This is a genomic window from Marinobacter manganoxydans MnI7-9 (assembly GCF_000235625.1).
Taxonomy (GTDB): domain Bacteria; phylum Pseudomonadota; class Gammaproteobacteria; order Pseudomonadales; family Oleiphilaceae; genus Marinobacter; species Marinobacter manganoxydans.
Map to the genome: position 1 here is coordinate 1 of NZ_AGTR01000053.1, position 26624 is coordinate 26624.

Below are 26624 nucleotides of genomic sequence, written 5' to 3' on the forward strand. Positions count from 1 at the left end.
GAGGATTCGAACCTCTGACCTCTGCCTCCGGAGGGCGCCGATTGGGGTCGGTTTGGAGTGAGGTCGGTGGGTCTAAATCGTTGTTCGTCAGTAACTTGCAGGCTGGACGGAAGTTCAAAAAAGTTCTGTTAACACCGCTAGTTACACGTTTTATCCCAAGTTTGGGCACGCATTTGTCAGGTTGGAGATGGCTCTACCTGGACAGAATGACCACTGCCCCAGCTGCTTAATTTCTAGCTTTACAGTTTACTATGCGAACTTCAAGCTCAGAAAAAATGTCTGGTTTTAACTGTCCGAAATTGGACAGTTGTCGAGCGGGATAGTCCGAGAGTCCGCCTGTAGAAAGCTATATTTTGCGAGAGAGTATCACCCATCGGCACTCGTTAACAGTCAAGGGTTGGCCGCATCAGAGGTTATCAAGAGTAACGGGCGGGATTCGGCAACCACAGCTGACACTCGGGGCGATTAGTGTAGAGTTCAGACTACCAATAGCTAAAGAGCCAGTATCTGTCAGGTCGATTGACTACAGCTGAACTTTTCCAAGTAATCGGGTGTTCTTATCTCGTCCGGCGGCACGTTAATCCGGAAGAGCTGACTGCGTCGATGGGAGGGAGCTAGAAAAGCGAGGGAAAGCGACTTAGTCTGCACATCTGATTGAGTGGCCGTTGTAACGGTATGACTCGACATAGGCCATGCTTGTTAACTCTTGTATCAACCGGAGAGACTGGATTTGAGTTGTCGCTGCGGATGTGCCCTCCTGCTGTTTTTCGTCATTAGTGTTTTCCCAACCAGCCTGAAGGCTGAAGTCGTGAACCTGTCCTGGGATAACGACCTGCTTACCGGAACCGATCGCGGCTATACAAACGGGGTACGCTTTTCGTATCTGACAGACACCGCTGACGAGAACGATGGAAAGTCGGCAAGATTTGCCCGGATTCTGCGTGATGAGCTGCGCTTTCTGCCAGGTATTGGAACTGCTGATTCAAAGCAGGCGGTAAGCCTGAGTTTGCGGCAATTCATGGTTACGCCTGAAGATATTACGGTTGAAGATCCGCAGTTCGACGACATTCCCTATGCCGGCCACCTGTCGCTCAGCGGCACACTATGGAGCTGGAACGCCGATACGATTACCGGCTTTGGTGCTCACATTGGTGTTATTGGGCCCGAAAGCGGTGCCGAGTCGGTTCAGAAATGGGTGCACAAAGCCACGGGAAGCGACAAGCCGCAAGGGTGGGGGAATCAGCTTGGAACCGATGTGGTGGGTGGCATACAGGCTGCGCATGGCCGAAAACTCCTGCAACTCGGGCAGGGCGGCAACATTGAATAGCGTTTGTCTGTGATCGGATCCGGACTACGCTGGTACATCCTCAACCATCGCTTTGCCGGGCTCGTTCAAGGATTCAGGCAGTAGCTGGTCAGTATATGTGGGGCTGGGTGTGGAGTATGTAGGCTATTCCTACATCGACGACAATGCCGGGGCTTATCGTTTCGACGAAGGGCCGCTGATTGGTCGGCTTGGTCTGGGCGCTATCTGGCAGTGGGATCACCTGCTGGCCGCGGTCACATTGCGTGCCTCGACCAGCGAAGACGAGCGCCATAAAGACAACTTCAGCTTTGGAACACTGTCAGTTTCTTGGGCAATATAGAAAGGTCGGTTTTGACCGTTGCTTACGGGATGTGGTGGCGCTTGTTCCCGCTGTTAAACAAAAGCGGACATTCGCGACTCTCCACTGCGAGCCGGTTTTTGATCCAGTCTTGAAGAACGATGAACCGCTTCAATGGTTCGGCAATGCAAAACCATTAACGAAAAGGCAGCCCCATTTGTTCATGAAAGCTGTTCATACGCAGTATTTGAGTATGAATCCGTGAACCGTTCTCGTTAGTTTGGTTGTAGGAAGCTCAGCCAAGCCTTCCAAGAACTGGAAACGTCGACAACATCCATGACGCGAATAGAGTCATCTGACCGGTGAGCACCAACACGCCCATGACAACGAGTACCAGGCCTGCAAACACTCTCAGCAGTCGACTCCAGCGACTGAACCAGCGCACTCGTCGGCGAAAGTGCTCAATGAATAGGGCAGTTCCCAGGAAGGGAAGAGCCAGCCCTAACGAATAGGCAGCAAGATACAACATACCTGCCTCGGCGTTGGCATGGGTGGAGCTGAGCGCCAATATAGCCCCGAGTATGGGACCTATACAGGGTGTCCAGCCGATGGCAAATGCTATCCCCAGAAGAAAGGCGGCAGTGGGACGTCCGCCTTCTAGTGACTGTCCAATGCGCCATTCGCGCTGCAACGCCGGCATGCTCCACCAACCCAGCATAAACAGACCCATTAGAATGATGAGCACGCCGGCCACCAGGTTGGCCTCTTCACGATAGGCCATCAACCATTGCCCTAAAGCACTTGCGCTTGCTCCCAGGGCAATAAAGATCAGACTGAACCCCATCACAAAACACAGGCTCAGCCAAAGGGCCTTCAACCGATTCGAAGCCTCGGTCAGGGCACCTCCAGTCACGACCGACAGGTAGCCGGGAACCAGAGGTAGCGTGCAGGGTGAAAAAAACGATATGAGACCACCGGCAAACGCGGCGGCAATTCCCCAAGTTGCAAGATCAGGCATTTAGCCCTCCAAGTTCGGTGAGTCTGTCAAATTGCCCAGAAATCGAATTTGATGCCTTCCCTGGACCTGCCGTTATTGATAATGGCCCGTGCCCGCCATAGCATTTTGCCTGTACCGCACTCCGGCAGGGTAAAGGTTCCCTGGTAGACGCCCTGGGCATTCGGTACCAGCTGGGTGCGGACCACGCCCATGTACATTTCAAGCCCTTCAAAATCGACGATTAGGGAGTCTGCTGTCATGTTAGCGAGATGCACACGAATGGGAATTTCTGTCATAGATTCGATGGCTTCATTACCTAAACCGACTGTGATGGCTTGATTGTCCTTTCGCCCGATACACTGACCCTTGAAAGGTGCGCATCCCTCGGTGGCGTAAAAAGTGACACCGGCATCCAGATCTGGCTTCAGGTACTGCGGCAGCACGAAAATTGCAGCGACCATCAGACTGAAACCGGCGATACCGAATAACCATGACCATTTCTTGAAGTGCTGATTCAACGACATTTTCGAGTTACCCGAGATCTAGCGTGAGTGTTGTCTGGTGTCCGTGAGAAATCAGGAAGGACCCTCAGCCTAATTAACGTCCTGACTTTCGCTCCGTTGATAACGGCGCTGGTCTTCCGTCCATAGCGTTTTCAGGTACTCGATCACCAACTGAATTTCCTGGTCGGTGAGGATGTCCTTGAACGCCGGCATCGTCAGCCTATCCGTTTTATTGAAGGGATGTCGCCAGCCCTCGGCAATCATCCTGAACAACATGGCATCGCTGTGGCGCCAGGTGTGGCCTGTCTCATCGTGCGGTGGCGGGGGCATTTCGCCTTTCTCATCCGGTTTGGTCCAGTCGGCAGCACCCTCGCCCTGCCATCCGTGGCAGGCGGCGCAGTATTGCTCGTAAATCTGGCGACCCTCGGCCACCTCGGTCGGCCCACTGTCACTGTTTGGTGGCGCGCCCCCCGCCACCACAAGGGCCGGGGCAACGAGCAAGACCAGCGGGAAAGACCACTTATTCATGAACAGGTACCCATTCGCCAGAGGCGTTCTGCGAAAGCAGATCTCCATCCTCTGTGCCCACCACGAGTCCTTCCTTGAGTGAGAATGTCAGAGCGGTGACTGGCTCGGGTATCTTAAGGCCAGCCCAGGTTTCGCCACCGTCCGAACTGTGGTGAAGTTGCCCCTCGATCACGGCGTAGACGTTCTCCGGGGCAGAAGGATCGTAATCAATAGCAGTCACAGTCCCTCGTAATTCGCCGGCATCGCCCCAGAAGCAGAAACAGTCCATGGAGCGGGCAACGCCGCGGGTGGTGCCAGCGAACAGCCAGCCACTTTCCATACTGCCCGGCATATCCGAGTGCAGGAATGCCTGCACCGGCTCCCGGGGGCCACTGTCTACCTTCACCCATTCGGCACCGCCGTCCCTGGATCGGAACATGCCACCGTCACCGAGATAGACGTAAAGCGTTTCGGCTTGGGTGGCGTGGGCGGCAATCGCCGTGATTCCGAGATCCGGCAGGGTGTCATTGAGGGATTGCCAGCGCTTGCTGGCGTTGTCATAGCGCCAGATACCAAGGCCAGGCCCTGCCAGGTACAGACTTTCGTCCGCGCCCTTTGCCATGGACCGAGGGGGAGCGCCGGAATCGGACGGTGGCAGCGGGATCTCGGTAGTGCTCTGGCCTTCCACGGCAAGCAGGCCGCTATTCCGAAGCACCAGTAGGGCGCCGGAGGCGTCAGTCGTCAGCGCCTTCACTGCTTGGCCATCAGTCGCAGACTGGGCTTGAACCAGGCCCGGCATGACGGCAATCAACGCGAACAGGAAAAGCCTGGAAACGCCAGAATTCAGGCGGTAAACCTTCGCTTTCATGGGGCTGACCTCAGTAATCCTTGTGTTCACGGAAAACACCCTGCTTGCCATTGGCGTTAAAAGCGATGACCTGATAATCGTCCTTCCGGCCGGTTTCCATGCCGGGGGTGCCATGGGGCATGCCCGGCACTGATAGCCCAATCGTATTGAACTGCGGGTCCTCAAGGTAGGCGACGATGTCATTGGCCGGCACATGGCCCTCAATCACCAGGTTTCCGATCAGCGCAGTGTGGCAGGACGCCATATCTCGGGGTACGTCGTACTTTTGCTTGATTTCATTAAGGTTGTTGGTTTCAACGATGCGGGTCTCAAAGCCATTGGCCGCGAGGTGCTCGGCCCAGTCCTGGCAGCAACCGCAATTGGGGCTTTTGTAAATGGTGATGGCCTGACCTGTCTTTCCACTCTCGGCTTGCGCAACCGATGACTGGTCAGATTCGTTGGTCTGGATGGCCAAGGTGGTGCCAGCGCCGATAACGACAGCGGCTATACCCGTATAAAGGGCGAGTTTCATGGTCTTCATGGAAAATCCTCGGTTGGAATCGCTTACATGTAGTGCAGGGCGCGGGGATGCACATGCGTCCCCGGCCCATAGCTTCAGTTCATGAGGGTGTCCAAATGGTTATTTGGTGCCGGTGTCTTTGTCTTTCATGCCATCGCCACCATGAGCCTGCATCATCTTCATGCACGCTTCGGTCATGGCTTTGCGGTCTTCTGGGGACATATCGGACATCATCCCCATCATGCCGCCCATACCCTCCATGCCTTGCGAGGACATCATGCCATTTTGCTCGGAATGTCCGGCCATCATGCCGGCTCCTTCGCCGTGGGCAACGGCAGAGAAGAGGGCAACACTGCCTGCCAGAACGGCGGCGGTTACGGTGAGGTTGATTTTTGAATTACGCATTTGATTTACTCCAGTTAAAGTCTCGTTACGGATGGACGGAAGTACGAGACTTTGTTGTAAGAATTAACGTTAAAGAGCTTGCCTCCTAGAGGCAAAAATCCGGGTTAAAACTCAGGAGTGGTGTTCTGGAGGGGGCGTAATAGAAGCCAGGAACGGATCCTGGTAGAAGGTTGATCGTGCGGTCAATACCGGGTGGGAGCCCGTATCGGTAAAACCGATGGAATCCCCCGGTAACAGGGCAACGCTGACGCTGACCCCGCATTTGATCAGCCCACTGGCGCTCGGGCAGGCCATGTCAGGGGCTGAGGCACAATCCGCTTCAGTGTCTGTTGAGGAGCCGGCGCTCTCAGCCTGAGCCATCATCATGGAACCACAATCCGGCATCGCAGTGTCCGCGTCGCTGTCCGCTATTTTGGACATAGCCAATGCCGGTCCGCTTATCACCAGAAGCAGTGATAGCAGCGCGGAAATAAATTGGCGGGTTGTTGCGGTCATCCTGATTCCAAGCACCAAGCTGTAAAGGTTCAACGCTGTGACACACAGCTCGACTTTCAGTTCACCAAATCCTAGCAGTTTTTATTTCAATGACACAACGCCATCGATATCCAAAGGCTCAAGGTGAATTCACTTTGACCATTCTGACAAAAGTCTTGACCTTAAACCGTGCTTCAACGTTATTTTCTCAAAAATGCTCAACTGCAACTGTTTACCGCATAAGCGGTGAAAATGAGCAACCAACAACCACGGTAAAAATGAGGGACGATAATGAGAGGAGGACCGGTGGGTTTGCTGACAGGGCCACGGCGTTGGTGGTTGTTTGGCGCCTTCGGGGTCATCGCGGGACTCACCTTTGGCTGGGAACAGCTGGTGATATTCGGGCTCGGTGACAACGGTTGAGCAGACCAAGGAGACTGGTAGCGCTTAGCTTTGCACCTGAAAATAGCGCATCATCCCTGCATCCTCATGTTCCATGTTATGACAGTGGTAGATGTAAAGGCCGTCAAAGCGCTCGAATTTCATCGCCACCTGAACCGTTTCACGAGGCATAACCAGAACCGTGTCGTGCCAGCCACTGTCTACCAGGCCCTGCTGTAGACTGTCCGAGTTGCCGCCTCGTCGCCCTACAACGTTGAATTGCAAGCCATGAATATGCATCGGGTGAGGCATCGGTGTGCTGTTGTGGAATTCCCAGATTTCCGTGTCACCAAGGCGGACTTTTTCGTCATCAGCAACATTCGTTCCGTCAAACCGCCGGCCATTCATGGCAAATCCCCGCATCATCACCGGGCTTAACTCGAACGACCGGATTCGCGTATTGCTGTTTACCGGTATTTTTTGCCGCTGCACACCTAGCTGTGCCGGTAAAGGTTCGCTGGCCTTTAATGACTTGGACACCTCCAGCCTGGCCAAGGGGAATCGGCTGCCAAGGGGCAGGGCGTTGCTGCCCATCATGCCCATTCCGTCCATCATACCTCCGCTCATCATGCCTGCCCGGAAACGGTCACTGATAAGCTCCAGCGTATCACCCGGCTGGAACTCGGAAAGATCGACCCATATATCAAGCCGCTGAGCCGGAGCCAGCACGGCGTAAGGCCTGTCTTCCGGTTCCTGAAGAAGGCCGCCGTCTGCACCGATAACGGTGACAGGTCGCCCGTCGCTCCAGGCCAGTTTGTAGATGCGGGCGTTGGACCCATTGAGGACTCGAATTCTGTAGGGGCGGGTGGCAACCTTGCGGGTGGTTGGAGGCGCCCCGTTAGCCAGCACTCTATCCCCCAGAAAACCGTGCATACGGTCCATCATGGACCCCATGCCACGGCCCATGTAAACCAGTTCATTGTTACCAGCAAAGGTGCGGTCCTGAAGCACCAGCAGCAGCTCGTTATCGCCCGACGGCAATTTGAGGTCCGCTTCTTCCTCGTCTTCAACGATCAGGAGTCCGGCCAACCCTGCGTAACTTTGAAATCCTACGCGACCACCTTGCTTGCCGTGGGCATGAGAGTGGTACCAGAACAGTCCGGCCCGGTCCAATACCTCGAAGCCAACAGTCATTGTCTCGCCTGGGCGGATCGGTAGTCTTGGCTGTCCGTCTACGTCGGACGGCACGTGAAGTCCGTGCCAGTGGACGGTGGTGTCCTCTGGCAGCTCATTGTGAATATGGATTTTGACGGTTTGGCCGCGGCGTAGCCGGATCGTTGGGCCGAGGTAACTGTCCGGATTTTCGGAGACTGTGTTTTTTGGACCTTTCAGCAATTCCGCCCTGTAGCGCCACACTTCACTGGGGGCGCCCGGGCCCATCAGCGAATGCGAAAAGGGACGGGAAAAGTCCTAACATCAGCGTAACCAGCCTTTCAAAACCCTTCATTACAGTGTCTCCGTCTTTTCGCCCCACTTGACTCAAAACGGGGGACCTTGGGTCAGTTTGGTGTACCGCCACCGGTCTGACAAAGCATGAAAAAATGCCTTGACCTTAAAGTTCACTTTAAGGTTATGGTTGGCATCAGTCATTGATCACTTGTTTTGAGGTGCAAGAATGAAAACGTTCAATATTGGCGAACTCTCTGATAAAAGCGGCGTGGCCAGCCATGCCATTCGCTTTTACGAGCGGGAAAATCTCATGCCCGAGCCTGCCCGAAACCAATCGAATTATCGTCGTTACCCCGAGGATGCGATCGCCAGGCTGCAATTCATCATCCACGCCAAGCAATGGGGTTTCACCCTTGATGAGATTCGCGAACTCCTGATGCTTCAGGACGCCAATGGCGACCGTGCCGAGGCCAGGCAAATTGCAAAGAAGCAACTGGAAAAAATCCGGCATCAGATTCAGAGTCTGTCCCGCATCGAGGCCGTCCTGTCTGAAACACTGAAGGAATGCTCCGGTGAGGGGCCGATGGATGGCTGCCCGATTGTTGAAGCTATAGCCCAGCAAGGGTGAAGCTGGCAATCGCCTGCGGATGCATTGATTTAGAGGCACACAGTTATCTGTGCCGAGGAGCCAAACGGGTATGCAACGAATAGAGATTCGTGTTGATGGAATGTCTTGCGCTTCGTGCGTCGGACGGATTGAAAAGGCGCTCATGGGTCAGCGCGGCGTTGCGGAATCCCAGGTGAATCTGGCGACCGGAAAAGCCACCGTGAAATTTGACCAGCCGGCCACGCCGGCCACGCTAATCGACTTGATTAAGGAGGCGGGTTATCAGCCACGAGTACAGTCGGCTGAAATTCCGGTCATCGGAATGACCTGTGGCTCCTGCGTATCCCGGGTTGAGCGGGCATTGAACAAGCAACCCGGCATGGTCAAGGCCAGTGTCAATCTGACTACCCAGAAAGCGTTTGTGGAGTTCCTGTCTGACACCTTGTCAGTGCCGCGAATTCATCAGGCTATCCGCGACGCAGGGTATGAACCTCAGGAGCCGGACGCCAATAGCGAAACGGAAGAGCAGGACAGGGAGGGCATCGACCTCCGCCGGAAAGTGCTCTTCGCTGCGGCGCTGACTATCCCGATTGTTCTGATTGCCATGGGTAAAATGATCCCTGCTCTTGAGGCTCTATATGTCAGTGTCTTACCCCATCGGGGATGGATGGCAATTGAGTGGCTACTAACCACGCCGGTGTTGTTTTATGCCGGACTGAGGTTTTTCCGGTCCGGGTACACTGAATTGCGCCATGCCAATCCTGGCATGAACAGCCTGGTTATGATCGGCACCAGCGCTGCCTATTTCTACTCCGTCGCAGCACTGCTGGTTCCAGGATTCTTTCCCGCCGGTACCGCCGAAAGCTATTTCGAGGCAGCGGCAGTAATCGTGACGCTCATTCTGCTGGGACGCTACTTTGAGCACGTCGCCAAAGGCCGAACGTCGGAGGCAATCAAAAAACTTCTGCAATTGCAGGCCAAGACCGCCCGTGTCATTCGGGATGGGGAAGCCGTCGAAGTGCCCATCGAAGCCGTGGTACCTGGTGACCGTATCCAGGTGCGCCCGGGAGAGCGGGTTCCTGTTGATGGCGTGGTGGAGGAAGGCCAATCCTACGTGGACGAGTCCATGATCAGCGGCGAGCCCGTTCCCGTGGCCAAACAGAAAGACGCCGAGCTGGTGGGTGGAACCATTAATAAGAACGGTTCCCTGACGTTCCGGGCTACGAGGGTCGGTGCGGACACCGTTCTGGCACAGATCATCAGAATGGTGGAATCGGCCCAGGCTGATAAACCCCCGATTCAGGCGCTGGCCGACAAGATAGCGGGAATTTTCGTTCCCATTGTGATTGTGCTCGCGATTCTGACGTTCATCACCTGGTTCAGCTTCGGGCCCGAGCCGGCCCTGTCCTTTGCCTTCGTCACGACGGTCAGCGTACTGCTGATTGCTTGTCCCTGCGCGATGGGACTGGCTACGCCAACAGCCATTATGGTCGGAACCGGTAAGGGCGCCGAAATGGGCGTGCTGTTCCGCAAAGGCGCGGCCCTGGAGACACTGTCTCGGATGGACACCATCGTCCTCGATAAAACCGGCACCCTGACTCGGGGCCAGCCTGAGCTGACAGATTTCATACTGGTGGAAGGCCGCGAGGATGAGGTCCTGGCCTGGGTTGCGGCTGTGGAGACCGAAAGTGAACATCCCATCGGGGAAGCCATCGTCAAGGGCGCAAGGGATCGGGGCCTCACGTTACCCGCGATCAGTGAATTCCAGGCGGAGCCGGGCTACGGCATCCAGGCACAGGTGGCCGGACGCCGGATCAATGTGGGCGCGGACCGTTATATGCGCCGCCTCGGTATCGACCTGGCCAGCGTCGCCGACGATGCGGTGTCACTTGCTGAAAAAGCCAAATCCCCGCTGTATGTTGCCGTCGACGGACGCCTCGCCGCGCTGATTGCCGTGGCCGATCCGCTCAAGAACGGCTCGGTGGAAGCGATTGCTGCGCTCAAGTCATCAGGGCTCAGCGTGGCCATGCTCACCGGTGACAACCGCGCCACCGCCGAGGCGATTGCGCGGCAAGCCGGTATCGAACGGGTGCTTGCGGAGGTATTGCCGGACCAGAAAGCGTCCGAAGTGAAGCGCCTGCAAGAGGAAGGTGCCCGGGTTGCTTTTGTGGGTGACGGTATCAATGACGCACCGGCCCTGGCGCAAGCCGATGTGGGTATCGCCATCGGCACCGGTACCGACATTGCCATCGAGGCCGGCGACGTGGTTCTGATGCGCGGCGACCTCCGGGGCATCGTGGATGCTGCAGCGCTCTCCCGGCGCACCCGCAAAACGATTCTTGGCAATTTTGTCTGGGCCTACGGATACAACCTGGCACTGATCCCCGTGGCCGCAGGTGTTCTGTTCCCGTTTACCGGTTATCTGCTCAACCCCATGCTGGCTGCGGGTGCCATGAGCCTTTCCAGTGTGTTTGTGGTGACCAATTCCCTCCGACTGGGCCGGTTCAAATCCGATAGCGGAAGCTCCGTGGAGAGCAGTATCAGCGAAAGCGGAGCCGCACAGGCCAGTGTCTCGTAAGAGGCCTGGCACACACAGAATCAGGAGATTGACATGATGACGAATGAGGCATGCATGTTTGGAATGGCGGGAAGGGGGTTGATATCCCTTTTGCTCATCGTCGCCTTGGTACTTGGCGTCGCAGCCCTCGGCAAGTACCTGTTTTCGAAAAACAGGGACGATTCTGGACGCGCGAGTAAGAACGCCAGAGGAGACTATGACTACCACCCTGAACCATGAATTTCATCGGGTACCCATGGCAGGCATGGGAGTTAGACCGAACGCAAAAGCAAAAGTAGTCGGGGTTCTGCTCTTGCTGGTTGCACTGGCTGCGATCTATTGGGTCATGCTGGAGACCGGAGCATTGACCACCGTGACCAACAAGGCGGCCTTGTCGGAATGGATTGACCAACTGGGGTATTGGGGGCCGGTGGGTATCATTGGCCTGATGATCACGGCCATTGTCCTGAGCCCGATCCCCAGCGCCCCGATCGCCATGGTTGCCGGTACGGCCTATGGATCGCTATGGGGAACAGTCATCGTAGTTATCGGTGCTGAGGCCGGCGCACTGATCGCTTTCGCCATTGCTCGATCCTTGGGGTACGACGTTATCCATCGCTGGAGGCGGGTACGTCCGGTATTGAATTGGCTGGGCAAGGACCGCTCCCAGGGCGGGTTGATGCTTGTCATTTTTGCGTCGCGATTGGTGCCCTTTATCTCCTTCGATGCCGTCAGCTATGCAGCCGGCCTGACACCGATCGCGTTCTGGCGATTCGTGGTCGCAACTCTGGCCGGTGTTATTCCGACAGCGTATTTGATCACAGCGTTTGGTGGCTTGCTCATGGCATCTGAGTCCGGGGTGGTGACCGGGCTTCTGATCCTGGTCAGTGGCATTACCCTGTTACCGATTGTTGCCAAGCTGCTCATGGCTCGCCTAAGGCACCAGAAAGCGTCCGAACTTGCATGATAGAGGTTGGGTTGAAGGCGCCTTGGCAAATACTCATCCCGCACAGCAGGACAGCTGTTTCACGTCTTTGGTGAAGGTTTGCGCGCAGAGCTTGAGGCCTTCCACCATGGTCAGATAAGGAAACAGTTCATCGCCGATGTCCTGCACGGTCATCCGTGACCGAAGTGCAATGACTGCCGTCTGGATCAGTTCACCGGCTTCCCCGGCTACCGCCTGCACCCCCAGCAAGCGTCCCGAATCGCGCTCGGCCACCATCTTAATAAAGCCATGGGTGTCGAAATTCACCAGCGCTCGCGGCACGTTTTCCAGATCCAGCAGACGGGTGTCCACATTGTAGCCCTGCTTGAGCGCTTCGGCCTCTGTCAGGCCAACTGTGGCGACCTGAGGGTCGGTAAACATCACCCCCGGCATGGCGCTGAGATCCAGGGTGGCCTCGCCTCCCGTCATGTTGACCGCAGCCCGGCTGCCCCCGGCAGCGGCGACGTAGACAAACTGCGGCTGATCGGTGCAGTCACCGGCGGCATAGACACCGGGGACCGTGGTTTGCAGTTGCCCATCCACCTGAATCGCGCCACGGGAGGTTTCCACACCGATGCCCGCCAGGTTCAGGTTTTCGGTATTGGGTATCCGGCCGGTCGCCACCAGCAGTTGATCAGCTCGTAAGGTACCGGCATTGGTCTCGATAACGAATTCATTGTCGGTATAGTCCACACGGCTGGCCTGGGTCTGCTTGAGCACCTCGATGCCCTCGCGCCTGAACGCCGCCTCTATGGCCTCACCGACGGCGGGTTCTTCACCGGATAGCAGGCGGCTGCGGGCCAACACGGTGACCTTGCTATCCAGCCGGGCGAACGCCTGAGCCAATTCCAGGGCAACAAAACCGGCGCCGATAACGATCAGCCGTTCAGGCACAGTAATTAATGCCAGCGCACTGGTGGAGGTGAGATAAGGCGTCTCAGCCAGCCCCGGTATCGACGGCTCTGCGGGGCGGGCGCCAGTGCCAATAAAGGCGCGATCGAAATGGACGTTCTGCTCGCCGCCCTCGTTCAACTGGACCACCAGGTTATTGCCATCGACAAACCGGGCTTCACCGTTCAGGACCGTGATTGCCGTCTGGTCGCGCAGAATCCCTTCGTACTTGGCGTCGCGCAGTTCCTCGACACGCGTCTGCTGTTGCTGAAGCAGTTTCGCCCGGTCCACCTTCGGTATCTGGGCGCTGACGCCCCCGTCAAATGGGCTCTCCGTGCGCAGATGCGCGATATGCGCGGCACGAATCATGATTTTCGACGGCACGCAGCCGGTATTCACGCAGGTACCACCAATAATGCCGCGCTCGATCAGGGTGATGCGGGCGCCACGCTCCGCGGCCTTCAGGGCAGCCGCCATGGCTGCGCCGCCGCTACCAATCACAGCGATATGCAGGTTTTTGTCACTATTCATTCCGAGTTCCTTGAATTACTGGGGCATTGTCACGGCAGGCGCCGAGTCGCGTGTAACAGAGGGCGCCTGGAGTCCTTTATCACAACTCACTTACTGTCCGTTTCCAGGGATTTCAGGGTGGAGGGATAGCCGACATCGCCCGTTGCCTGGGTTAAGGCTTCCACCGATGTTCGTGTGTCGTCAAAGGTAATCATGGCTTCTCGATCCGGATAGCTCACGTCGACTTGTGAAACACCGTCCACCTTGTTCAAGGCCAGCTTGATGGTAATGGGGCATGCGGAACAGGTCATCCCCGGAACCGAAAGCGTCACTGTCTGCATGGCGGCCCAAGAGGGCATGCTGAGCAGGGCGAAAAGCAACGTCATGGCAAAGCGCATTTTCATGGGACAATCTCCTTTCAATAAAACAGAGGAAGAGCATAGGGAAACAACAGGGCGACCAGTATCAGTGCCGTTACTGCCCAAAAGATCACCTTATAAGCCGTTCGCACCCGTGGTACGGCACACACTTCACCGGTTTGACACTGTTCCACTGGCCGGAAGATTCGACGCCAGGCGAAGAACATGGCCACCAATGCAACGCCGATGAAAATCGGGCGGTAAGGTTCAAGAGCCGTGAGGTTGCCCATCCAGGCACCGGAGACACCCAGCGCGACAAGTACCAGCGGTCCGAGGCAGCAGGCCGAAGCCAAAAGGCCCGCAATACCTCCCGCAGCCAAGGGGACACGCCCCGATTTGGAATTCGACATAACGCTGACACCTTTCATGGTTTCATTCGATGAGATAAGATTACTTCCGTAGTCAGCTACGGAGTCAAGGGGTATGCCGGATAAAGCGAATTCATTGACCATCGGTGGCCTGGCGAAGGCTGCCAACGTCCATGTCGAGACAATCCGCTATTACCAGCGGCGACGTCTAGTACCGGAGCCGGAACGTCCTCCAGGTGGTATTAGGCGCTATGGTCCAGCTGATATCGAGCGGTTAATGTTCGTGAAAACGGCTCAGCAGCTGGGCTTCAGTCTTGTCGAAATCAGTGACCTGCTACAACTTGAAGATGGCGCTCACTGCCAGGAGGCCAGCGCTCTGGCCGAGCACAAGTTGCGGGACGTGCGTGAGAAAATCGACCAACTGGGGAGAATCGAGAAGGTACTGGGCGAGATGGTTGAGCAGTGCCATGCCCATCCGGACAATATTACGTGCCCATTGATTGCATCATTGCATGAGGGGGGCAATGGGGGAAACGATCAACGTGAAAGAACATGATTTTCACTCGACTGAGGGCTCGAGGGAGAGCGGATGTTTTATCCCCGGATAGTCCCCACACCCAAGCTTCTGAGGAACTTATGTGCGCCGCCAACATCTTGCTCTGGTAGCCGCATTGGCGGATACGGTGATGGAGCGTGTCTGTTTGCACCTCCGTCAATGTAGGTTAAAGTGGACGATTATCTTCCCACGCGGAAGATGTTTTAGCTGTTCTGTAATCAGGATATCAGTGCGATGACCACACGGCTTATGGGACTGGCAGTACTACTGCTCGTGGCTCTTCTCCCCGTTGCACAGGGAGTTGCCGCGACCTCTTTTGAGGCGGAACCCATGGCCGAGGCTTGTGTCATGTTGCCAGACACCCAGGTGATGCATGACTGCGCCGGGCTCAATGCCGAGGGCAGCTGCAGTAGCCCGTGTTCAACGTCCCATGTCGGGAAATCTGCAATTAGAGACTCGGTAGTGCTGTTATCTTCCCCCTGCCCGAAAGGCTATTATTCTCATTCCGGCCGTGTACTTTCTGGCCCAGACCCTTTTCCTCCCAAGTATTCAACAGTGTCCTGAACCTTTGATTACCAGAGGCTTTCGCTTCGAGTGCCTGTCGTTTGGCCTTGCGCGGTAGACCACCACGTAGGCAGCTTTGCTGGTGATTTTATCGACTGATGAATACATGAAAACGGGAACGTATCTGTGATGTCATTCTATCTGGAATACCTGGTGCGCGGCATGACCGTGCTCTGCCATAAGCTTTCGGGTTTCAGCGGGACGCCAGGGCTGCTGTACAAGGATTCGAGCGGACAATGGCGGGGCCAGACTGGTGTGCCCAGCCAGGAAGCGCTCGGCAGGATGCTGGGAGTCACGGAGTAATGGATCAGTTGCCCTCATTACTCATTGCCGGCCAGATCATGATGGCGGTTATGGCAGGTCTACTGCTGAACCTGACGCCCTGCGTGCTGCCCGCGATCCCCATCAAGGTCCGGACCATCCTGCGGGAGGCGGGCGGCCAGAGGTCCCATCGGGTGCTGGCCGCGCTGGCATTCACGGCCGGAACACTCACCTTTTTCCTGACGCTGGGCGGCCTGACCGCACTGCTGCAGTGGAACTGGGGCACGTTGTTCCAGTCAACGCTATTCGTGGCCGTCCTGGTTGCGTTGATGGTCGGGTTTGCGGTGATTACCTGGCTCGATCTGCCCATCCCCGTCCCGACATTCGCCGCCTCGGCGCATGGCCGGCGTTACTTTGAAGCCTATGTATCCGGGCTGTTGAGTGCGATCCTGGCCGCGCCCTGCGCAGGCCCTTTCCTGGGGGGCGTACTGGCCTTTGCCGTTACCCAGCCGGCGCCGGTCATCATGGGGATATTCGGCAGTATCGGGCTGGGGCTGTCGTTGCCCTATGCGGTACTGATGCTCAGGCCCGAGTGGCTGAGTCGTTTGCCCAAGGCGGGCCCCTGGACCGTAGCCATTCGTGAAGTGCTCGCGCTGATATTGCTGGCCGCCGCCGTGTTTTTCAGCGCGAGCCTGGTGCCCAAAGCGGTATACCCCTGGCTGTGGTGGGCCTGGCTGGCGCTGGTGCTGGTCTGGGGTCTCCGCCGCTTCGTTCAGGGGAACGGTGCCGTGCGCGTGATCACTGCAACGGCGACAGGCCTTGCCTTGGTGGTGACAGTGGTATTCGCATCTCCGTTGGGCAGCGGCGAAGACGAGCTTGTCTGGCAACCCTACTCAGCAGAACTCCTGGCGGACACAAAAGCCCGTGGCACGCCGTATTTGCTGGAGTTCACTGCCGATTGGTGCATCAACTGCAAGGTCCTGGAGCGCACCGTGTATAAAGAGCCCGCTGTGGCTGAAGCCGTAGCGCGGGCCGGCATGGTGCCGATTCAGGTGGATGTGACAGCAAGCGATCCCGAAAAAGACGCATTGTTAACCGCGACGGGTGGGCAAGCTTTGCCTTTTGCGGCGATTTTTGACGCTGACGGCACCGTTGTCGCCCGTTTCACTGGGCTCTTTGATACCGACAGCCTGGTCGAGGCGATCAACCGCACCGAGAATTCACAACCCTAGATACTGGAGATGAACCATGACAACCCAAGCCAAAGTATTGCTGACCGGCATAGCGGTTTTTCTGATCGCGATCGCGGCGTTCATGTTGATCGGTACCAATTCCGGAAAGGCCCCTGGCTCAGCCCAGCCTGAACAAGCCAGTTCCGACCCCCAGGCGCCAGTTGCCCGCACGGGGTTGGCAGATTCTTCCGATAAGGTCCGCCTCAATCTTGCGGAAGGCGGCAAAGCCCTGATAGGGGAGACCGGTGAAATCGTTCTGACACTGGACATTGAACCGGGCTGGCACGTGAATGCGAATCCAGCCTCCATGGAGTTTCTGATCCCCACCGTCGCCAAGTCTTCGGCTGGCGGCCAGTCGCTCGATATTCCGACGGAGTACCCGCGCGGCCGGGTCAGTGACATTGTGCTGGGTGACACCGCCCTGGAGGTGTACGACGACGGTGCGAGCATCCGGCTGCTGCCAGATGAAAAACAGACCACCGCGCTGAAAGAGGCAGGCAAGCTTGACATGACAGTACGGGTGCAAGCCTGCAGTGACGAGGGCGTTTGCCTGGCACCGGCTGACCTGCCCGTTTCGCTGAATCTGGACGATACCAAGCCACAATAACCCGGGATTCCCTTCGGAAAACAACTCAAATGGAGAGTGACTGTGAACAGTGTATTCAGAGTATTGCTGATTGCCATGGTTGCCCTGGGTAGCACCAATGCCATGGCCCATTCCATGGAGGATGTGGAGGCCTCGTTGAATGAGAAAGAGCGGTATGCCCAGTTTGTGGATCAGCCGGCCCCTGAATTTGATCTTACAGGCGTTGATGGCAATACCCTTTCCCTTGCCGACTTAAACGGCAAAACCGTTGTGCTCAATTTTCTCTACACGCGCTGTACCGAGGCCTGCCCTTTTCATATGAACCTGATACGACAGTTGCAAACCGGGGTTGAAGAAGAAGGGCTGAGTGAAGAGGTGGTGTTCATCACCATTGCCACGGACCGGGAAGATGTTGCCGGGACCCGGGACAACATGCGCGCGTATGGCGACAATTTCGACCTGAACCCCGATAATTGGCACTTTCTGTACCGGGGCGAAGGTGAACCGCCCGGGTTGACGTCGGAGCTCGCCAAAGCCTACGGCGTTCAGTTCAGGGATACGGGCGAGGGGGTACAGGTCCATGGTGTGGTAACCCACGTGATTGACCCGGAAGGGCAGATGCGGGCCCGGTTCCATGGATTGAAATTCAAGCCTGAGCATCTGGTGACCTACCTGACGGCCATTGCCAAAGGCCCCAACGCGGCAGCCGGTGATGGGTTCTGGGGCCGGCTGCATGGGCGCATTGAAGCGTTGCTACAGAGCGAGTAACGCGTGGGGCGCCATGCGGGCAGCAAACCGACCACTTTAATCAGGAGAAATGTCTAATGAGTCACCAGCGCATATCCGCCGCCCGTGGAATCGCCGTAGTCCTTTTCGCGCTTGCTATTTCCATAGCCGCCCCAGTTATGGCTGCAGGGAAGGTTCCGAAGTCGGTGGGGCCCCAGGGTTTCCTGATCTGGGAGTCCCCTCGCACTCTGCCCGAGCTGGCTTTTGAGGACGAAGACGGCAGGCCGCTGACACTGGCTGACTTTAAGGGTAAGGCGATATTGCTCAATATCTGGGCGACCTGGTGCCTGCCTTGCCGTGAGGAAATGCCGACGCTGGACTCACTTCAGGCTCAACTGGGCGGCGAGCAATTTGAAGTGGTCGCGCTGTCCGTTGACCACTCAGGCATCAGCGTTGTTGAAAAATTCTACCGGAAAACCGGCATCCAACATCTACGCCAGTATATTGATCCGTCGACACTGGCGACCTCAACACTGGGCATAGAAGGTGTTCCTACAACGCTGCTGATTGATCACGACGGTCGCGAAATTGGCCGTCTGGTCGGTGCCGCGGAATGGGACAGCCCGGCCATGGTGGATTTGATGACCCGCACCATTGAAGGGGTTCCGGACTGACTGGATTTACGCAATTGAAAAGGCAGGTGCGTAATGCTTCAAGCTACTACTGCATGCTTCCTTCGCTGAGCCCTTCGAGAACCCCGCAGGCCTCAATTTCCCGATCATCGTTACAACTCGCTCGCAGCGACACAAGTTGTTTCTCCAGTACCTGCAGATCGGTTATCTGAGACCGTACTTGAGCGATGTGATCATCAAGCAAGGTGTTGATGGCCCTGCAAGGCTGATGGGGCGCGCCCTGATAACGCTGTAACTCGTGAATTTCAGCGAGTGACAGCTCGAGTATTCTGCAGCGCCGGATGAAGGCCAGTCGCTCAACATGCCGTTCAGTGTAAATACGGTAGCCGTTGTCCTGACGATCCGGCGGCGGTAACAAGCCCTCTCGCTCATAGAAACGGATGGTCTGGGTGTCGACCCCTACGGACCGTGCCAACTGACCAATGCGCATCGGGTTTCTCCTCAACAGATGGTATCTGCTTTATTGACCTTATAGTGGCTATATGGTTTTAAATCATAGTCCGACAATACTCAAGTGGAGCCGTATCATGAGTAAACCCTGTGAAGACGCCTGTGGCTGCGAAGCAACACCCGCCGAGGGTAATGCCGGGTCGGGGGCCTCTGAAGCGTCCGGCAACTGGATCAGTGTGTATACCGTACCGAAGATGGATTGTCCTTCGGAGGAACGGATGATTCGACTGGCCCTGAACGGTTTTGAAGACATTCGCGGGCTGTCCTTCGACCTGTCTGATCGGCGGTTGAAGGTTGTGCACGATGGCGAGGCTGAGCCTATCACCGCGAAGCTGGCAACCCTCGGGCTGGGAGCTTCGCTTCAGGAAACGGCCGCTGCCGACCCTGAGTCAATCAAGGCGCTCGGGGGTACGGCTATCTCGGCCGAGCAGGAGTCCGGCACCCTGCGTTGGTTGCTCGGTATCAATGCCGTCCTGTTTGTGGTGGAAATGACGGCCGGCCTGATCGCGCACTCCACCGGTTTGATTGCAGAATCCCTGGACAATTTTGCCGACGCGGCCGTGTATGGGCTCGCCCTGTATGCGGTTGGGCACAGCGTGAAAATGCAGGTGCGTGCGGCGCATCTTGCGGGCGTACTCCAACTGATACTGGCTGTGGGCGTACTTGCAGAGGTGGTGAGGCGCTTTGTCTTCGGCAGTGAGCCTGAGTCGCTGGTAATGATGGGGATTGCGTTCATCGCATTGATCGCCAATACCACCTGTCTGCTGCTGATATCCAAACATCGGGAGGGCGGTGCCCACATGAAGGCGAGCTGGATATTCTCAGCCAACGATGTGGTCATCAATCTGGGGGTCATTACCGCTGGCGCCCTGGTCGCGTGGACTGGCTCCAATTACCCGGACCTGATCATCGGCAGCATTGCGGGGATTATCGTACTCAACGGTGCCAGGCGCATCCTGGCGCTTAAGGGTTAAATAATGTCCATCGTTGCCAAAAAACACTTGCCGTATGGCCTGCTGGCGATTTCGGGCCTGATTGCGGCGTCTGATCAGGTTGTAAAATGGCTGGTCCAGCAGTCAATGGCGTATGGCGAGTCGATTCCGGTGACCCCGTTCTTTAACTGGGTGCATGTCTGGAACACCGGCGCCGCATTCAGCCTGTTTGCCGATGGCGGAGGTTGGCAGCGATACTTTCTTATCACAGTCGCGGTAGTTGTCTCGATTGTACTGATCGGGCTGATTGTTCAGTGCCGCCGCAGGGGAGAAGCCATCGCGTACAGCCTTATTCTTGGCGGTGCCATGGGCAACCTGATTGACCGTATATTTCGTGGCTATGTTGTGGATTCCTTTGATGTCTATTGGCAATCCTGGCACTGGCCAGCCTTTAACCTTGCCGATATCGCCATTGTGCTGGGCACCGTGCTTTTCCTCTATGTCAGTTTCATACCCGAAAAATCGGGCACGAACGTCGAGCTCGATGGATCAGGCTAAAAAACATCTGACAAACGCCTTGACCTTAAAGTTGACTTTAAGGATACCGTCTGTACTGACAAACCGAGAACGACAGCCAAAGCAAAGGAGAATGAAACGATGACATTGCAACTTGGAGAAACCGCTCCCGATTTCACCGTCGCATCCACCGAGGGAAACATTCAGTTTCATGAGTGGCTGGGAGACGACTGGGCCGTGCTGTTTTCACACCCCGCCGACTACACCCCGTCTGTACCACAGAGCTCGGTGCCTTCGCGAAGCGTAAGGACGAGTTCGCCAGTCGCGGTGTGAAGCTGATCGGGGTATCTGTCGACCCGCTCGACTCTCATAACGACTGGGTGAAGGATATCGAGAAAACCCAGGGCACCGGGCTCAATTTTCCCCTGCTGGCAGACAAGGATCAGGTGGTTGCCGACCTGTACGGAATGATCCATCCAAAAGCCGACCCCAAGGTGACTGTTCGAACGGTATTTATTATCGATTCCGCGAAGAAAATCCGTCTGATGCTGACGTATCCCCCTAGTACCGGGCGCAATCTGGACGAGATCCTGCGCGTCATTGATTCGCTCCAGCTGACCGACAACCACAAAGTGGCCACGCCGGTGGACTGGAAGAATGGCGAGGATGTGATCATCGTTCCGTCGCTCTCCAACGAAGAGGCCAAAGAGCGTTTCCCTGACGGATGGGATGAGCAGACACCGTATCTGCGCGTTACCCGCCAACCTGGTCGGAAGTAACAGGGAGTTCGTCAGCCAGCCGGGCGGCTGGCTGACGAAGCGATACCTGAGAACCCCTCACCGATAGGTTCGGTCATCGCCGAACCCTTAACCGAACACGGCCCCGAAATGCTTACCCTGACAATCCCTGAAGTTGGTCTCTTCGCGTTGTTGATTGCACTTTGCCTGTCGCTGCTTCAGGCGACCGTGCCCTTGCTGGGAGCCGCCACCCGGCGCCCGTTGTGGATGGCATTTGCAGAGCCTATGGCATGGGGGCAATTTGTTTTTCTACTGATTTCTTATGCCAGCCTGACCGCCAGTTTTCTTCTGGATGATTTCAGCGTGGATTATGTGGCCCGTAATTCCAACTCGATGCTGCCCTGGTACTACAAGTTCACCGCCGTCTGGGGCTCTCATGAAGGCTCGGTGCTGTTATGGAGTCTGATTCTCAGTGGCTGGGGCTTTGCCGTCAGTCTGTTTTCCCGCCAGTTGCCACGGGATATCCCGAGACCCGCATCCTGCTGCGTGGTGATGCTCATTTCGCCAACGTGGAATTGATGCAACTGGCGCTCGACGATCCGTACACCGATTTCCTGTTCGGCCTGGCCGGCAACAGCCGTCTGAAAAAACTGGCCGAGCCACACCTGCAATCCACCCGGCGGCTGCACGATACCCGCTGCCATAACGCTCGCCTCGCGGAACAGGCCCCGCCGCAACGCTCGCGCACCTTCCACGAGATCGATTATCAGGCCCGTTCCTGGCCACAGGCGTTTCGCACTGTCCTGAAAGCCGAAACCATGGCCCTCGGCGATAACCCCCGCTTCGTCGTCACCTCCCTGGAAGAGTCAACCCCGGAAATACTGTACGCCGAGCTGTATTGCGCCCGGGGCCAGGACGAGAATTTCATCAAGATGATGAAAAACGACCTGGCCAGCGACCGCACCTCGGATTGCCGCTTTGCGGCCAACCACCTGCGCCTGTTTTTCTCCTGCGCCGCCTATGTGCTGCATCACGCCTTGCGCGCCGAACTGTTGCAAGGCACCGAGTTGTCCCAGGCCCAGCCCTCGACGGTCATCATCAAGCTGTTCAAGCTGGCCGTACGGGTGGTGCAGTACAAAGACCGCATCAAGCTCCACCTGCCAGGTAGCTGCCCGGTCAAGGCCCTTCTGCACACAGTCACCGAACGGTTATATCGCCTGCCTCGGCCCAGGTTAAACACCGGCTGAGCCGCCGTCGGCGCTCGTGGCCACCTCCATCTCGGGCTCGGGAGGCCTTCCCTCGCCCGGACGCTGGAATTGATCAAATAATAAACACTTAAGGCCGGTGACTGGATGACATCAGAGCGACATTGGCGCGCATACTACACTAATAATTCTCATATCTGGGCGTAATGGGCTAACCGAGAAAATTTCGTGGCTGCTGCTTGGGGTGTTTATGAAATGTTCGGGTTAGATGCGTAACTAGACTCCTTGGTTCCTGGATGCCGCAGACGCTGTCAGCTCCAGTCGAGGATCACCCTGGGGTTTCGATCAGGTTTCTCCAGTCGTAAACAAAAGCGAACGTTCGAGTGAGGGATTTACGTCAGAGCCTCCAAGCAAATCACAGCCATTTCATCCAGTATGATTGGCGGAGCAAATTGCAGACGCTGAATGATTACGTGGCAGAGATGACCATGCTCGGCTAAGCTCCTGTTTTATCGATTTAAGTGCAGCGTTATTGATGTTTCAAAGTCAGTAATAGTGACACAGTCAAATTTCTGCAATGATAAAGCGCGCTGCCTAATTGCTGTTATGTTTCTCTCAGAGCAGGCTCAAGTCCAAGGTGATCAACAAAGGGGATGAAGTCGCGATCCAAAAACAGCAGGGGCAACTCTTTCTCTATACAGAATGTCGCGATGATCACGTCGGCAGTTTTTCTGATCGTGATGCCTTTTTTTCGTAGTGCCCGATAGTTGTCGGCGCACTTAATTGCCATTTCTTTGCCAAACATTTCATACTGATCCAGAGCGAGCAGGCTTTGCTTGGTTTGGCGATACTGTTTGTCGTTGCGGATGCCTTGGAGGATTTCCAAAAATATGAGGTCTCCAATAGCAACCGAACCTTGAACTATCGAGGCATCCAGCAGATCAGTTTGCGGGTTGTCGACCCCATTGAAATAGTCGATCCAGACGCTGGTGTCTACCAGGATCATCGGGCAGCTCGCATTTCGCCCAAATCGCCTTCCCACTTGATCTTGCCACGTAACTTTCGAATTTCCTGCTGCTTGCTAAGCTGGACTAGAAGTCTAAGGCCTTGCTCGACGGCCTCTTTTTTGGTTTCGTAACCGGAGGCTTTGAGGGCTTCGGCCATTAACTGGTCGTCAATGACTATGTTAGTTCTCATGATGCACCTATGTGTATGCTTTTCGACTTTTATACACAATCTAGCATCTCAAGGAGAACATAACAATCGGCTGCACAGCGACCGATTTTCCGCCGCCTCCGCGGCTACAAACCGGCGCGTGAGCCGGGCGTTGTAAAGGAAATACCCGTCCATGAGAGATAGAGTAAGACTTAATCCGGGTGAAGAGCTGAAACTCGAGGGCAGCAGAACTAAAGGACCTTTGGGTGAAACAGAAATCGACACATACTCCGTCATCAACAAGGCAGGAGAAGTTGTAGGTTCAGTTGTGCACTCCGATCACACAGCCATCAAAGGCTTTAAAAGAACGCAAACACTTGTCCAGAAAGATGCTGAAGGCAGTGTTTTGGTAGATAAGCGATGGTGATCTCAAATTTCGACCAGGTTTGGGCGACATGACCAATGGATATTGAATCTCTGACGCGCCTAACCCACAATCATGTCCAGCGAAGTAAACAAACGCTCACTTTAATTGCGGTAGAGAGGTAGAACAGGTGACTGAGCTGGTTAGTTATGAATTGAAAGATGGTGTAGCAACGATTGCCATCAGCAATGGCAAGGCCAACGCCCTGAGCCAGGAAGTGTTCGAGGGGCTCAACGCGGCGCTGGATCGGGCGGAGCAGGGCAAGGCGGTTGTGATTCTGACCGGCCAGCCAGGCGTGTTCTCTGCCGGGTACGACTTGAAAGAAATGCAGAAGGGGCCGAAAGAAGCAGCCGCGCTGGTAAAAACCGGCTCCAGCTTTACCCGGCGTCTGGCCGCATTCCCGTTGCCGATTATTGGTGCCTGTAGCGGCCATGCCATTGCCAAGGGCGCGTTCATTCTGCTGTCAGTGGATCACCGCATTGGTATTGAGGGGCCCTTCAAGCTTGGCTTGAACGAGGTGGCAATCGGCATGACCATGCACCACGCCGGGATTGAAATTGCCCGCCATCGACTGGCGCCCGCCCACTTTTACCGTTCGGTCGTGAACGCTGAGATATACAACCCGGAAGGGGCAGTAGAGGCGGGGTTCCTGGATGAGGTGGTTGCCCAGGACAAGCTGGTTGAGCGGGCCACCGAGCTGGCGCAGCATTTCAAAACCCTGAACATGCGCGCCCATCGTGAAACCAAGCTGAAGGCCAAAGCGGACTATCTGGCGCTGCTGGATCGTTGCATCGAGCAGGATGCCGAGCACCTTGGCCTGAACGGCTAGCTCACGTTTCCGAACTGAACTGCGGTGCTTCGCGGAAACGGAACAGTTTTGCCAGGATCACGTCAGGGAAAGACTGGATCCGGGTGTTGTAGATCATGGCGCTCTCGGTGTAGCTGTTTCGCAAGAGCGAAAGGTAGTTTTCCGTCTCTGCCATGATCGACATGAACTTCTGAATGTCCTCATTGTTCTTCAGGTCCGGATATCCCTCGATCCGGGCCTGGAGGGCATTGGTTACGTTCTGTTCAAACTGGATAAGCTTGTCGGCCTGGCCCTTCGAACTCATCTCGACAGGGTCCGCACTGCGTAGCTGGGCAATGGCTTTCAGCAGCTGTTTTTCGTGGGCCAGAGACGCCTTTACGATTTTCTCCAGGTTGGGCCACAGCTCATGGCGTTGCTGGAGAATGGTGTCGATATTGGCCGATGCCCGCAAAGCCCCTTGCCCCCGATCCAGGCCGGCAAAACCCAGGCAGTAGACGTTCACGAAGGTTTCGAGAAAGCGGACGGTGTAACGCCTGTCGCCCCGGCGCTCCGAATGGTACTGCGGGTATTCGATCTTCGCACCGTCTGGCTGGACGAGAACCTTTCCCTCGCTGTCCTCCAGCCAGAAAGGCGCTAGTTCTTCCCGATGCTCAATAACCCGCCATTTTTCGTTTTTTCCGGAACCCCGCTTTTCTTCAACCTTGTAGTCGAAGGCCACGCATTTCTCGTTTTTTAGTGGATCCCTGAGCGGGGGATGGTCTTCATCGACATCCACAATTGCCTTGAGCTCCGAGACGCCAAAACTGAGTCCCCGGGTGCTGCTGGTAGGTACCGCTTCGATCAGGCGCTTGAACTTGACGGTCCGGATCGACAACCACAAGAGCAACAGGGCAGCAATAATGCTGGCTGCGGCGAGTCGGCGGCTGGTCCAGGCGTGCTGGTATCGGCCCTCATACAAATCGGCGATGGCAGACCATTCCTGACGGAGCTTGTTGATGCCAAGCACCGAGAGCGTACCGGACACCGCAATGGCCATTACCAGAACATAGACCCAGAACCGGTGAACTTTGATCAACGGAAGGGACAGCGCGATACCCAGAGCCAGAAAGCCAGTTGCGATGGAAATGCGGATGGCTGCCTCGAAGAACCGGTCGCCACTGTCCACGGTCAGCGTGTTCCGGGAAACCATGGCCGGAAGGCTGAAGTCTTCGAGGCCATAAAAGGTAACTGCCCCGATTTCGCTGCTGTACTGGCCGATTACCCGCGCCGTGTGTCCGGGAATGAGCGCCCACTCCGAGTAGATTCTGCGGCCGGACTGATTGCGATAGGTTCGCTCCAGATTCCATTCGACCTCTTCCAGATCGCTGCCCGGAGCTACAATGACTGAGCCGGTCTGGTCCCTGAGCTGGAAGTCGCCGCCGCGGGCGCCGGAATCCAGGGTGCGGATACGCAGATCACCGTCGGAGTCGCGATATTCCTCCTCGAGTTTGTAGCGATAGTAGACCGCCTCGGTGTTGGAATAGGGCGTTTCGAGAGTTCCCAACTGATCCGTGACCTTGCCTGCGATCACATAGGGGCCTGTGGTCAAAGCGCCGACGGGCATTTCTGGTAGGCGTTCCAGTTGCCGTGCTTCGGTGAGCTGGCTGAGCCCGGTCGTCATCGCATAGTAGCTGCCTGCCAGGCAGGCGACTGCGATAATGGCGGTGATAATCCGGCCGGGAATACTGGCGATATTGAAGCGCCCCATGGCGGGAGAGTCCTTGGTCTGCTGGCTTTCAGGGGCAAGAGTATAAAGTATCGGGCTTTGTCATTCCCC

The 26624-nt window shown here is 56.2% G+C and carries 31 protein-coding genes and 3 pseudogenes; 19 read left to right on the forward strand and 15 right to left on the reverse strand.

The annotated features are described in order from the left end of the window. The first annotated feature begins 808 nt into the window (after positions 1-808). Both KYE_RS22160 and KYE_RS22165 read left to right on the forward strand, forming a co-directional pair. On the forward strand, positions 809-1327 hold the full coding sequence (locus KYE_RS22160; RefSeq protein WP_254775559.1) for a lipid A deacylase LpxR family protein: 519 nt from the start codon (positions 809-811) through the stop codon (positions 1325-1327). 109 nt (positions 1328-1436) lie between these two features. After that, complete coding sequence (locus KYE_RS22165; protein ID WP_413540227.1) at positions 1437-1646, forward strand: hypothetical protein; 210 nt, start codon at positions 1437-1439, stop codon at positions 1644-1646. A gap of 253 nt (positions 1647-1899) precedes the next feature. Here the strand turns inward: KYE_RS22165 and KYE_RS12020 are convergent, their stop codons facing one another. The 8 genes from KYE_RS12020 to KYE_RS12055 form a co-directional block, all read right to left on the reverse strand. Further along, complete coding sequence (locus tag KYE_RS12020) at positions 1900-2622, reverse strand: cytochrome c biogenesis CcdA family protein (protein ID WP_008173719.1); 723 nt, start codon at positions 2620-2622, stop codon at positions 1900-1902. Between the two features lie 26 nt (positions 2623-2648). Then, positions 2649-3125 carry a hypothetical protein gene (locus KYE_RS12025; protein WP_008173720.1) on the reverse strand — a complete coding sequence of 159 codons (477 nt, stop codon included), beginning with the start codon at positions 3123-3125 and terminating at the stop codon, positions 2649-2651. 69 nt (positions 3126-3194) lie between these two features. Further along, positions 3195-3632: a c-type cytochrome gene (locus tag KYE_RS12030; RefSeq protein WP_008173721.1), complete on the reverse strand. Its 438-nt coding sequence runs from the start codon at positions 3630-3632 to the stop codon at positions 3195-3197. Beyond that, entirely contained in the window at positions 3625-4479 is an 855-nt protein-coding gene (locus KYE_RS12035; protein WP_008173722.1) for a WD40/YVTN/BNR-like repeat-containing protein, read from the reverse strand. The genes KYE_RS12030 and KYE_RS12035 overlap by 8 nt, the downstream gene beginning before the upstream one ends. A 10-nt stretch (positions 4480-4489) precedes the next feature. Further along, on the reverse strand, positions 4490-4999 hold the full coding sequence (locus KYE_RS12040) for a DUF411 domain-containing protein (protein ID WP_008173723.1): 510 nt from the start codon (positions 4997-4999) through the stop codon (positions 4490-4492). A 99-nt stretch (positions 5000-5098) separates the two neighbouring features. Continuing rightward, positions 5099-5383 (reverse strand): hypothetical protein, encoded by a 285-nt coding sequence (locus KYE_RS12045; protein WP_008173724.1) that lies wholly within the window; start codon positions 5381-5383, stop codon positions 5099-5101. A gap of 111 nt (positions 5384-5494) precedes the next feature. Next, the gene (locus KYE_RS12050; RefSeq protein WP_008173725.1) at positions 5495-5878 is read right to left on the reverse strand and encodes a hypothetical protein; all 384 of its coding nucleotides are present in this window, start codon (positions 5876-5878) and stop codon (positions 5495-5497) included. Between the two features lie 426 nt (positions 5879-6304). Further along, the gene (locus KYE_RS12055; protein ID WP_081467537.1) at positions 6305-7678 is read right to left on the reverse strand and encodes a multicopper oxidase family protein; all 1374 of its coding nucleotides are present in this window, start codon (positions 7676-7678) and stop codon (positions 6305-6307) included. A 235-nt stretch (positions 7679-7913) separates the two neighbouring features. Between KYE_RS12055 and KYE_RS12060 the strand changes: the two genes are divergently transcribed. The 4 genes from KYE_RS12060 (at position 7914) to KYE_RS12075 (ending at position 11818) form a co-directional block, all read left to right on the forward strand. Continuing rightward, positions 7914-8315 (forward strand): MerR family transcriptional regulator, encoded by a 402-nt coding sequence (locus KYE_RS12060; RefSeq protein ID WP_008173731.1) that lies wholly within the window; start codon positions 7914-7916, stop codon positions 8313-8315. 70 nt (positions 8316-8385) lie between these two features. Then, a complete protein-coding gene (locus tag KYE_RS12065; protein WP_039882017.1) occupies positions 8386-10872 on the forward strand; it encodes a heavy metal translocating P-type ATPase in 2487 nt (828 codons plus the stop codon). Between the two features lie 33 nt (positions 10873-10905). After that, positions 10906-11091: a hypothetical protein gene (locus KYE_RS12070; RefSeq protein ID WP_008173735.1), complete on the forward strand. Its 186-nt coding sequence runs from the start codon at positions 10906-10908 to the stop codon at positions 11089-11091. Next, the gene (locus KYE_RS12075) at positions 11069-11818 is read left to right on the forward strand and encodes a TVP38/TMEM64 family protein (protein WP_008173737.1); all 750 of its coding nucleotides are present in this window, start codon (positions 11069-11071) and stop codon (positions 11816-11818) included. The genes KYE_RS12070 and KYE_RS12075 overlap by 23 nt, the downstream gene beginning before the upstream one ends. Positions 11819-11851: 33 nt before the next feature. Here the strand turns inward: KYE_RS12075 and merA are convergent, their stop codons facing one another. The 3 genes from merA to merT form a co-directional block, all read right to left on the reverse strand. Further along, positions 11852-13258, reverse strand: a complete 1407-nt coding sequence (gene merA / locus KYE_RS12080) for a mercury(II) reductase (protein ID WP_008173739.1) — start codon at positions 13256-13258, stop codon at positions 11852-11854. 86 nt (positions 13259-13344) lie between these two features. Further along, positions 13345-13641: a mercury resistance system periplasmic binding protein MerP gene (merP, locus tag KYE_RS12085; protein WP_008173740.1), complete on the reverse strand. Its 297-nt coding sequence runs from the start codon at positions 13639-13641 to the stop codon at positions 13345-13347. Between the two features lie 14 nt (positions 13642-13655). After that, the gene (gene merT, locus KYE_RS12090) at positions 13656-14006 is read right to left on the reverse strand and encodes a mercuric ion transporter MerT (RefSeq protein WP_008173743.1); all 351 of its coding nucleotides are present in this window, start codon (positions 14004-14006) and stop codon (positions 13656-13658) included. A 73-nt stretch (positions 14007-14079) separates the two neighbouring features. Here merT and merR point away from each other — a divergent pair, with 73 nt between their 5' ends. The 6 genes from merR (at position 14080) to KYE_RS12115 (ending at position 18563) form a co-directional block, all read left to right on the forward strand. After that, complete coding sequence (merR, locus tag KYE_RS12095; RefSeq protein ID WP_008173749.1) at positions 14080-14520, forward strand: Hg(II)-responsive transcriptional regulator; 441 nt, start codon at positions 14080-14082, stop codon at positions 14518-14520. 693 nt (positions 14521-15213) lie between these two features. Next, positions 15214-15387: a hypothetical protein gene (locus KYE_RS21380; protein WP_008173750.1), complete on the forward strand. Its 174-nt coding sequence runs from the start codon at positions 15214-15216 to the stop codon at positions 15385-15387. Next, complete coding sequence (locus KYE_RS12100; RefSeq protein WP_008173751.1) at positions 15387-16577, forward strand: protein-disulfide reductase DsbD family protein; 1191 nt, start codon at positions 15387-15389, stop codon at positions 16575-16577. The genes KYE_RS21380 and KYE_RS12100 overlap by 1 nt, the downstream gene beginning before the upstream one ends. 16 nt (positions 16578-16593) lie before the next feature. After that, on the forward strand, positions 16594-17184 hold the full coding sequence (locus KYE_RS12105) for a protein-disulfide reductase DsbD domain-containing protein (RefSeq protein WP_008173752.1): 591 nt from the start codon (positions 16594-16596) through the stop codon (positions 17182-17184). Positions 17185-17226: 42 nt separating this feature from the next. Beyond that, the gene (locus KYE_RS12110; protein ID WP_008173753.1) at positions 17227-17931 is read left to right on the forward strand and encodes an SCO family protein; all 705 of its coding nucleotides are present in this window, start codon (positions 17227-17229) and stop codon (positions 17929-17931) included. A gap of 56 nt (positions 17932-17987) precedes the next feature. Continuing rightward, the gene (locus tag KYE_RS12115) at positions 17988-18563 is read left to right on the forward strand and encodes a TlpA family protein disulfide reductase (protein WP_008173754.1); all 576 of its coding nucleotides are present in this window, start codon (positions 17988-17990) and stop codon (positions 18561-18563) included. A gap of 46 nt (positions 18564-18609) precedes the next feature. On the opposite strand, the gene cadR is transcribed toward KYE_RS12115, so the two are convergent. Next, on the reverse strand, positions 18610-19011 hold the full coding sequence (cadR, locus tag KYE_RS12120) for a Cd(II)/Pb(II)-responsive transcriptional regulator (protein ID WP_008173755.1): 402 nt from the start codon (positions 19009-19011) through the stop codon (positions 18610-18612). 97 nt (positions 19012-19108) lie between these two features. On the opposite strand from cadR, the gene KYE_RS12125 reads away from it, so the two are divergent. The 5 genes and pseudogenes from KYE_RS12125 to KYE_RS12140 all read left to right on the forward strand — a co-directional run. Then, positions 19109-20005: a cation transporter gene (locus tag KYE_RS12125; protein WP_008173756.1), complete on the forward strand. Its 897-nt coding sequence runs from the start codon at positions 19109-19111 to the stop codon at positions 20003-20005. A 3-nt stretch (positions 20006-20008) separates the two neighbouring features. Then, on the forward strand, positions 20009-20521 hold the full coding sequence (lspA, locus tag KYE_RS12130; RefSeq protein WP_008173757.1) for a signal peptidase II: 513 nt from the start codon (positions 20009-20011) through the stop codon (positions 20519-20521). Positions 20522-20620: 99 nt separating this feature from the next. Continuing rightward, positions 20621-21258 (forward strand): annotated as a pseudogene (locus tag KYE_RS12135) (peroxiredoxin). Between the two features lie 108 nt (positions 21259-21366). After that, positions 21367-21735, forward strand: a pseudogene (locus tag KYE_RS21980) (heme lyase NrfEFG subunit NrfE); the annotation flags it as partial. Between the two features lie 5 nt (positions 21736-21740). Next, positions 21741-22463, forward strand: a pseudogene (locus KYE_RS12140) (IS1380 family transposase); the annotation flags it as partial. Between the two features lie 562 nt (positions 22464-23025). Here KYE_RS12140 and KYE_RS12145 read toward each other — a convergent pair. Together KYE_RS12145 and KYE_RS12150 are read right to left on the reverse strand one after the other, a co-directional pair. Continuing rightward, complete coding sequence (locus KYE_RS12145) at positions 23026-23427, reverse strand: PIN domain nuclease (protein ID WP_008173765.1); 402 nt, start codon at positions 23425-23427, stop codon at positions 23026-23028. Beyond that, the gene (locus KYE_RS12150; RefSeq protein ID WP_008173767.1) at positions 23424-23618 is read right to left on the reverse strand and encodes a type II toxin-antitoxin system VapB family antitoxin; all 195 of its coding nucleotides are present in this window, start codon (positions 23616-23618) and stop codon (positions 23424-23426) included. The genes KYE_RS12145 and KYE_RS12150 overlap by 4 nt, the downstream gene beginning before the upstream one ends. A gap of 151 nt (positions 23619-23769) precedes the next feature. Between KYE_RS12150 and KYE_RS12155 the strand changes: the two genes are divergently transcribed. Both KYE_RS12155 and KYE_RS12160 read left to right on the forward strand, forming a co-directional pair. Continuing rightward, positions 23770-24003 (forward strand): hypothetical protein, encoded by a 234-nt coding sequence (locus KYE_RS12155; RefSeq protein WP_008173769.1) that lies wholly within the window; start codon positions 23770-23772, stop codon positions 24001-24003. Positions 24004-24130: 127 nt separating this feature from the next. Further along, on the forward strand, positions 24131-24829 hold the full coding sequence (locus KYE_RS12160; RefSeq protein ID WP_008173771.1) for a crotonase/enoyl-CoA hydratase family protein: 699 nt from the start codon (positions 24131-24133) through the stop codon (positions 24827-24829). 1 nt (position 24830) lies between these two features. Here the strand turns inward: KYE_RS12160 and KYE_RS12165 are convergent, their stop codons facing one another. After that, positions 24831-26555 carry a LemA family protein gene (locus KYE_RS12165; RefSeq protein WP_008173772.1) on the reverse strand — a complete coding sequence of 575 codons (1725 nt, stop codon included), beginning with the start codon at positions 26553-26555 and terminating at the stop codon, positions 24831-24833. Between the last annotated feature and the right edge of the window lie 69 nt (positions 26556-26624).

What these genes read in the sequence shown, in the direction of transcription:
- KYE_RS12150 (WP_008173767.1), bottom strand. Translation starts at nt 23,618, where the DNA reads ATGAGAACTAACATAGTCATTGACGACCAGTTAATGGCCGAAGCCCTC.
- KYE_RS12115 (WP_008173754.1), top strand. Translation starts at nt 17,988, where the DNA reads ATGAGTCACCAGCGCATATCCGCCGCCCGTGGAATCGCCGTAGTCCTT.
- KYE_RS12070 (WP_008173735.1), top strand. Translation starts at nt 10,906, where the DNA reads ATGATGACGAATGAGGCATGCATGTTTGGAATGGCGGGAAGGGGGTTG.
- KYE_RS12145 (WP_008173765.1), bottom strand. Translation starts at nt 23,427, where the DNA reads ATGATCCTGGTAGACACCAGCGTCTGGATCGACTATTTCAATGGGGTC.
- KYE_RS12045 (WP_008173724.1), bottom strand. Translation starts at nt 5,383, where the DNA reads ATGCGTAATTCAAAAATCAACCTCACCGTAACCGCCGCCGTTCTGGCA.
- KYE_RS12060 (WP_008173731.1), top strand. Translation starts at nt 7,914, where the DNA reads ATGAAAACGTTCAATATTGGCGAACTCTCTGATAAAAGCGGCGTGGCC.
- KYE_RS12075 (WP_008173737.1), top strand. Translation starts at nt 11,069, where the DNA reads ATGACTACCACCCTGAACCATGAATTTCATCGGGTACCCATGGCAGGC.
- KYE_RS12165 (WP_008173772.1), bottom strand. Translation starts at nt 26,555, where the DNA reads ATGGGGCGCTTCAATATCGCCAGTATTCCCGGCCGGATTATCACCGCC.
- merT (WP_008173743.1), bottom strand. Translation starts at nt 14,006, where the DNA reads ATGTCGAATTCCAAATCGGGGCGTGTCCCCTTGGCTGCGGGAGGTATT.
- KYE_RS12030 (WP_008173721.1), bottom strand. Translation starts at nt 3,632, where the DNA reads ATGAATAAGTGGTCTTTCCCGCTGGTCTTGCTCGTTGCCCCGGCCCTT.
- merA (WP_008173739.1), bottom strand. Translation starts at nt 13,258, where the DNA reads ATGAATAGTGACAAAAACCTGCATATCGCTGTGATTGGTAGCGGCGGC.
- merP (WP_008173740.1), bottom strand. Translation starts at nt 13,641, where the DNA reads ATGAAAATGCGCTTTGCCATGACGTTGCTTTTCGCCCTGCTCAGCATG.
- KYE_RS12065 (WP_039882017.1), top strand. Translation starts at nt 8,386, where the DNA reads ATGCAACGAATAGAGATTCGTGTTGATGGAATGTCTTGCGCTTCGTGC.
- KYE_RS12055 (WP_081467537.1), bottom strand. Translation starts at nt 7,678, where the DNA reads ATGGGCCCGGGCGCCCCCAGTGAAGTGTGGCGCTACAGGGCGGAATTG.
- merR (WP_008173749.1), top strand. Translation starts at nt 14,080, where the DNA reads ATGCCGGATAAAGCGAATTCATTGACCATCGGTGGCCTGGCGAAGGCT.
- KYE_RS12100 (WP_008173751.1), top strand. Translation starts at nt 15,387, where the DNA reads ATGGATCAGTTGCCCTCATTACTCATTGCCGGCCAGATCATGATGGCG.
- KYE_RS12020 (WP_008173719.1), bottom strand. Translation starts at nt 2,622, where the DNA reads ATGCCTGATCTTGCAACTTGGGGAATTGCCGCCGCGTTTGCCGGTGGT.
- lspA (WP_008173757.1), top strand. Translation starts at nt 20,009, where the DNA reads ATGTCCATCGTTGCCAAAAAACACTTGCCGTATGGCCTGCTGGCGATT.
- KYE_RS21380 (WP_008173750.1), top strand. Translation starts at nt 15,214, where the DNA reads ATGTCATTCTATCTGGAATACCTGGTGCGCGGCATGACCGTGCTCTGC.
- KYE_RS12125 (WP_008173756.1), top strand. Translation starts at nt 19,109, where the DNA reads ATGAGTAAACCCTGTGAAGACGCCTGTGGCTGCGAAGCAACACCCGCC.
- KYE_RS12035 (WP_008173722.1), bottom strand. Translation starts at nt 4,479, where the DNA reads ATGAAAGCGAAGGTTTACCGCCTGAATTCTGGCGTTTCCAGGCTTTTC.
- KYE_RS12105 (WP_008173752.1), top strand. Translation starts at nt 16,594, where the DNA reads ATGACAACCCAAGCCAAAGTATTGCTGACCGGCATAGCGGTTTTTCTG.
- KYE_RS12155 (WP_008173769.1), top strand. Translation starts at nt 23,770, where the DNA reads ATGAGAGATAGAGTAAGACTTAATCCGGGTGAAGAGCTGAAACTCGAG.
- KYE_RS12025 (WP_008173720.1), bottom strand. Translation starts at nt 3,125, where the DNA reads ATGTCGTTGAATCAGCACTTCAAGAAATGGTCATGGTTATTCGGTATC.
- KYE_RS12050 (WP_008173725.1), bottom strand. Translation starts at nt 5,878, where the DNA reads ATGACCGCAACAACCCGCCAATTTATTTCCGCGCTGCTATCACTGCTT.
- cadR (WP_008173755.1), bottom strand. Translation starts at nt 19,011, where the DNA reads ATGCGCATTGGTCAGTTGGCACGGTCCGTAGGGGTCGACACCCAGACC.
- KYE_RS12040 (WP_008173723.1), bottom strand. Translation starts at nt 4,999, where the DNA reads ATGAAGACCATGAAACTCGCCCTTTATACGGGTATAGCCGCTGTCGTT.